General features: G+C 72.4%; 6 protein-coding genes. 5 read left to right on the forward strand and 1 reads right to left on the reverse strand.

Going from position 1 to position 3982, the window contains the following annotated elements; all coding sequences use genetic code 11:
* Window positions 1-452, forward strand: a 452-nt coding sequence (locus tag EIO58_RS18880) for a hypothetical protein (RefSeq protein WP_164861715.1), incomplete at its 5' end; no start/stop codon positions are given.
* Between the two features lie 26 nt (window positions 453-478).
* Window positions 479-877 carry a PPOX class F420-dependent oxidoreductase gene (locus EIO58_RS13970; RefSeq protein WP_127820047.1) on the forward strand — a complete coding sequence of 133 codons (399 nt, stop codon included), beginning with the start codon at window positions 479-481 and terminating at the stop codon, window positions 875-877.
* A gap of 12 nt (window positions 878-889) precedes the next feature.
* Here EIO58_RS13970 and EIO58_RS13975 read toward each other — a convergent pair whose 3' ends face one another.
* Window positions 890-1495 carry a TetR/AcrR family transcriptional regulator gene (locus EIO58_RS13975; protein WP_127820048.1) on the reverse strand — a complete coding sequence of 202 codons (606 nt, stop codon included), beginning with the start codon at window positions 1493-1495 and terminating at the stop codon, window positions 890-892.
* A 124-nt stretch (window positions 1496-1619) separates the two neighbouring features.
* On the opposite strand from EIO58_RS13975, the gene EIO58_RS13980 reads away from it, so the two are divergent.
* The 3 genes from EIO58_RS13980 to EIO58_RS13990 form a co-directional block, all read left to right on the forward strand.
* Window positions 1620-2438, forward strand: coding sequence for a sugar phosphate isomerase/epimerase family protein (locus EIO58_RS13980; protein ID WP_127820049.1), 819 nt, complete (start codon window positions 1620-1622; stop codon window positions 2436-2438).
* Window positions 2438-3565 carry a Gfo/Idh/MocA family protein gene (locus EIO58_RS13985; protein ID WP_127820050.1) on the forward strand — a complete coding sequence of 376 codons (1128 nt, stop codon included), beginning with the start codon at window positions 2438-2440 and terminating at the stop codon, window positions 3563-3565. Before EIO58_RS13980 ends, EIO58_RS13985 begins: the two co-directional genes overlap by 1 nt.
* Before the next feature lie 111 nt (window positions 3566-3676).
* Window positions 3677-3982 (forward strand): glutamate-cysteine ligase family protein (locus tag EIO58_RS13990; RefSeq protein WP_240658856.1); only part of this gene is annotated, 306 nt, incomplete at its 3' end.

The raw sequence follows: 3982 nt of genomic DNA on the forward strand, positions 1-3982 counted from the left end.
ACGTGAACCGCGCGCGGACCGTCGGTGCGGCAGCGCTGATCCTCGCGGGAGCGCTGTGCGCCGGCGCGCTCGCGCCGGCGCCGACCGAGGCGGCGTGGACCCACCGCGAGGTCGCGAGCGACGCGACGCTGCAAGCGGGCACGGTGATGCCGCCACCCAACATGACGTGCGCGACGGGGCTGCTGATCCTGGCGCCTGTCACCTTCTCGTGGAGCGCTCCGACCGGCGGTCTCACGCGCAGCTCGTATCGCTGGACGGTGACGGGGTCGCTCAATGGGTCGGGGGTGCTGGCTGCGAACGCCACCAGCGTCACACTGAGCTCCGGACTCCTCGGTCTCGGCACCGGGACGTTCTCGTTGTATGCGGTGGGCCCGGGCGGATGGGAGTCCTCGCCGAAGACCGGGACGCTTTCGTTCCTGACCGGCCTGCTCTCCTCGTGCTCGGTCCGGTAGCCCCGCTCGCGAGGGAGGATGGACGGATGCGCAGCCTCGCCTCCTTGAACGACGACGGCACCCGGTTCGTGGCGGACCACCACCTCGCGACCCTGTCGACGATGGCCCGGGACGGCGGCATCCACGTGGTCGCCGTCGGCTTCACGGTCGACGGTGGCGTCGTCCGCATCATCACATCAGGCGACAGCCAGAAGGTCCGCAACGTCGAGCGCGACCCGCGCGCGACGGTCGCGCAGGTCGCCGGCCCCAGCTGGCTGAGCATCGCCGGTCATGCGACGATCGAGCGCGAGCCCGACGCGGTCGCCCGCGCCGTGGCGCTGTACGCCGACCGCTATCGCCCTCCGCGGGTGAACCCGAAGCGCGTCGTCGTCCGCATCGACCCGGTCAAGGTCATGGGATCGGCCGATCTGTTCGATCTCGCCTGAGACGTTCGAGTCTCAGCCCTGACGCGGCGTCAGCAGCCGCTCGAGCAGCTCCAGCGCGGCGTCCTGCGGCGCTTCGGCGTCGAGCAGCCACTGGGTCTGGAGACCGTCGGATGCCGCGATCACGAGTGCGGCGACCGCTTCGGGGTCGACGTCGGCACGGATCCGCCCGGACTCCTGGTTGTGCCGCACGCGTTCGGCGAGCTCGCGGCGCGAGCGGGCGAAGCGCTCGGTCGCGAACTCGCGGGCCGCGGGATGCCCCTCCTCGAGCGCCGTCGCGACGAGCGTCGAGTACAGCTGCACGAGGCCGGGCACCTCGTGGTTCGCCTCGGTCCAGTCGCGCATGAGCTCGACCGGGGTGGCCTCGGGGTTCTTCGTGTCCTCCGGCCCCTCGTGTCGCTCGGACTCGCGATAGACGGCGACCAGCAGCTCTTCGAGCGAGCCGAAGTAGTGCTTGAGGCCCGCGTGAGTGACGCCCACCGCCTCGGCGATGGCCCGCAGGCTCGTCTTGTCGGACCCGCGGCGGGCGAACACCTCGATCGCGCGATCCAGGATCTCCTGGCGCCGGGCGACGCCCTTGGCGTACGAGCCGCGCGCGGCTGGGGGGCGCTCCTGCGGCATGCGCGCCATCCTACCCAGATCAAAACCTCCGCGTGGAGGTTTGTGCTATCGTCGTGCCCCGACGGACGGGAGCCCTGCCCCACCGTCGCCACGCCGTCGCCGCAGACACGAAGGAGCGCGACCGATGCCGGTCCAGACATCCATCCAGCTGTTCACTGTCAACACCGCGCTCGAGGCCGACCTCGACGGCACGCTCGCCGCGGTCTCGGCCCGCGGCTTCACCGCGGTCGAGCCGTATGACTTCGTGCGCCGCGCCGAGCCCCTCGCCGCCGCGCTGAAGGCGCACGGGCTCGCCGCGCCGACCGGCCACGCGTTCCTCGCGTCGACCTCCTTCGTGAACCCCGACGGCAGCGGCACGACGGTCCCCGTCCCCGCACCCGAGGCCGTCTTCGAGGCCGCGCAGACGCTGGGCATGACCACCGTCATCGACCCCTACACCGAGCCCGCCCGCTGGCAGAGCATCGAGCAGATCGAAGAGACCGCGCGCCTGCTGAACGCCGCCGCCGAGATCGGCGCCGGGCTCGGCATCCGTGTCGGCTATCACAACCACGCCCACGAACTCGAGGCGACCTTCGACGGCAGGACCGGCCTCGAGGTGCTTGCCGGCCTGCTCGACCCCCGCGTCGTGCTCGAGGTCGACCTGTACTGGGTCGCGCGCGCCGGCGTCGACTCCCCTGCGCTGCTGCGCACGCTCGGCGACCGCGTGATCGCCGTCCACGTCAAGGACGGCACGCTCGACCCCGAGGCCGTCGCGGCCTACCCGCCGGCCGACCAGGTCGCGGCAGGCCAGGGCGCCGTGCCGCTCGAGGAGGCGCTGGCCGCGGCATCCGCCCTCGAAGTGGCCATCGTCGAGTTCGACCACTACCCGGGCGATCTGTACGACGCGATCGAGCAGAGCCGCGTGTTCCTCGACGAGAAGCTCGCCGAGAGGGCGGCCCGCTGATGGCGGCGGCGAGCGCGCCCGTCGGCGTCGGGCTCATCGGCGCGGGCAACATCAGCGACCAGTACCTCACGCACCTCACGAGCTTTCCCGACGTGCGGGTGCTCGCCATCGGCGACCTGCTCGAGGACCGCGCCCGCGCCCAGGCCGAGAAGTACGGCGTGCCGCGGGCCGGAGGCGTCGACGTCGTGCTCGGCGACCCCGACATCGAGATCGTCGTCAACCTGACCGTCCCCGCCGTGCATGTGGAGGTGTCCGAAGCGATCATCGCGGCGGGCAAGCACGTGTGGACCGAGAAGCCGATCGGCATCGATCGCGAGGAGTCGCAGCGACTGCTTTCGACGGCGGAGGCCGCGGGCCTGCGACTCGGCGTCGCGCCCGACACCGTGCTCGGACCGGGGGTGCAGACCGCCAAGCGCGCGATCGCGCGCGGCGACATCGGGCGCCCGCTGTTCGCGACCACGACGTTCCAGTGGCAGGGGCCGGAGCTGTGGCACCCGAACCCCGCGTTCCTCTACGCGAAGGGCGCCGGGCCGCTTCTCGACATGGGCCCCTACTACGTCTCCACGCTGGTGCACGTGTTCGGCGCGGTCGCATCGGTCGCGGCCCTCGGCCTGCAGGGCGTCCCGACCCGTGCGGCGAAGTCCGGAGAGCTCGCCGGCGTGGAGTTCCCGGTGGAGATCCCGTCGACGCTGTCGGTGCTGATGGAGTTCGAGCAGGGCGGCCAGGCGCAGAGCCTGTACAGCACCGACTCGCCGCTGCTGCGCCACGGCATCGTCGAGATCAACGGCACCGAGGGAACCCTGGTGATTCCCGACCCGAACACGTTCGGCGGCGACATCACGATCACCCGGCCGCTCACCGACGTGTCGGTGCGCGAGCAGGAGGTCATCCAGGTGCCGCAGGAGGGCGTGCTCGCCGGCCGCGGCCTCGGCCTGCTCGACATGGCGCGCGCGATCCGCGAGGGGCGCCCGCACGTCGCGACGGGCGAGTTCGGCTACCACGTGCTCGACACGCTGCTGTCGATCGAGGAGGCAGCCCAGTCGCGCAGCTTCGTCGAGGTCGCGAGCACGCTCGACGAGGTCGGATCGCTGCCGGCGGACTTCGACCCGCTCGCCGCCACGCTCTGACGCCGTCTTCCGGGCGCGCGCGGAGGCCCGGCGCGCCCCGGCTCAGCACAGTCGCCGGGGACGCGTGTCAAGCCCGTTCCGCGGCGCGGTGGGGACCGCGACAGTGAGGGCATGCACCCTCGCGCCACAGCAGCCCCGCCGACCTTCGGGGTCGAAGAGGAGTTCGTCCTCCTGGACCCTTCCACCCTCATCGCGACCGACCGCGCTCCCGAGGCGGTCGAGGCGCTGCGCGCTCACGGGGGCGGGGTGGTGGGCACGGAGTTCTTCCCGTCGCAGCTCGAGTTCGGCTCGCCGGTGCTGTCGTCGGCGGCCGAGGGGCTCGACGCGGTGCTCGCGTTCCGCGCGCGGCTGCGCTCGTGGGCGGATGCCGCGGGACTTGTCGCCGCCGGTGCCGGCACGCCGTTCCGCACGCGGCCG

The sequence above is a fragment of the Microbacterium sp. CPCC 204701 genome, from assembly GCF_004010105.1.
Lineage (GTDB): Bacteria > Actinomycetota > Actinomycetes > Actinomycetales > Microbacteriaceae > Microbacterium.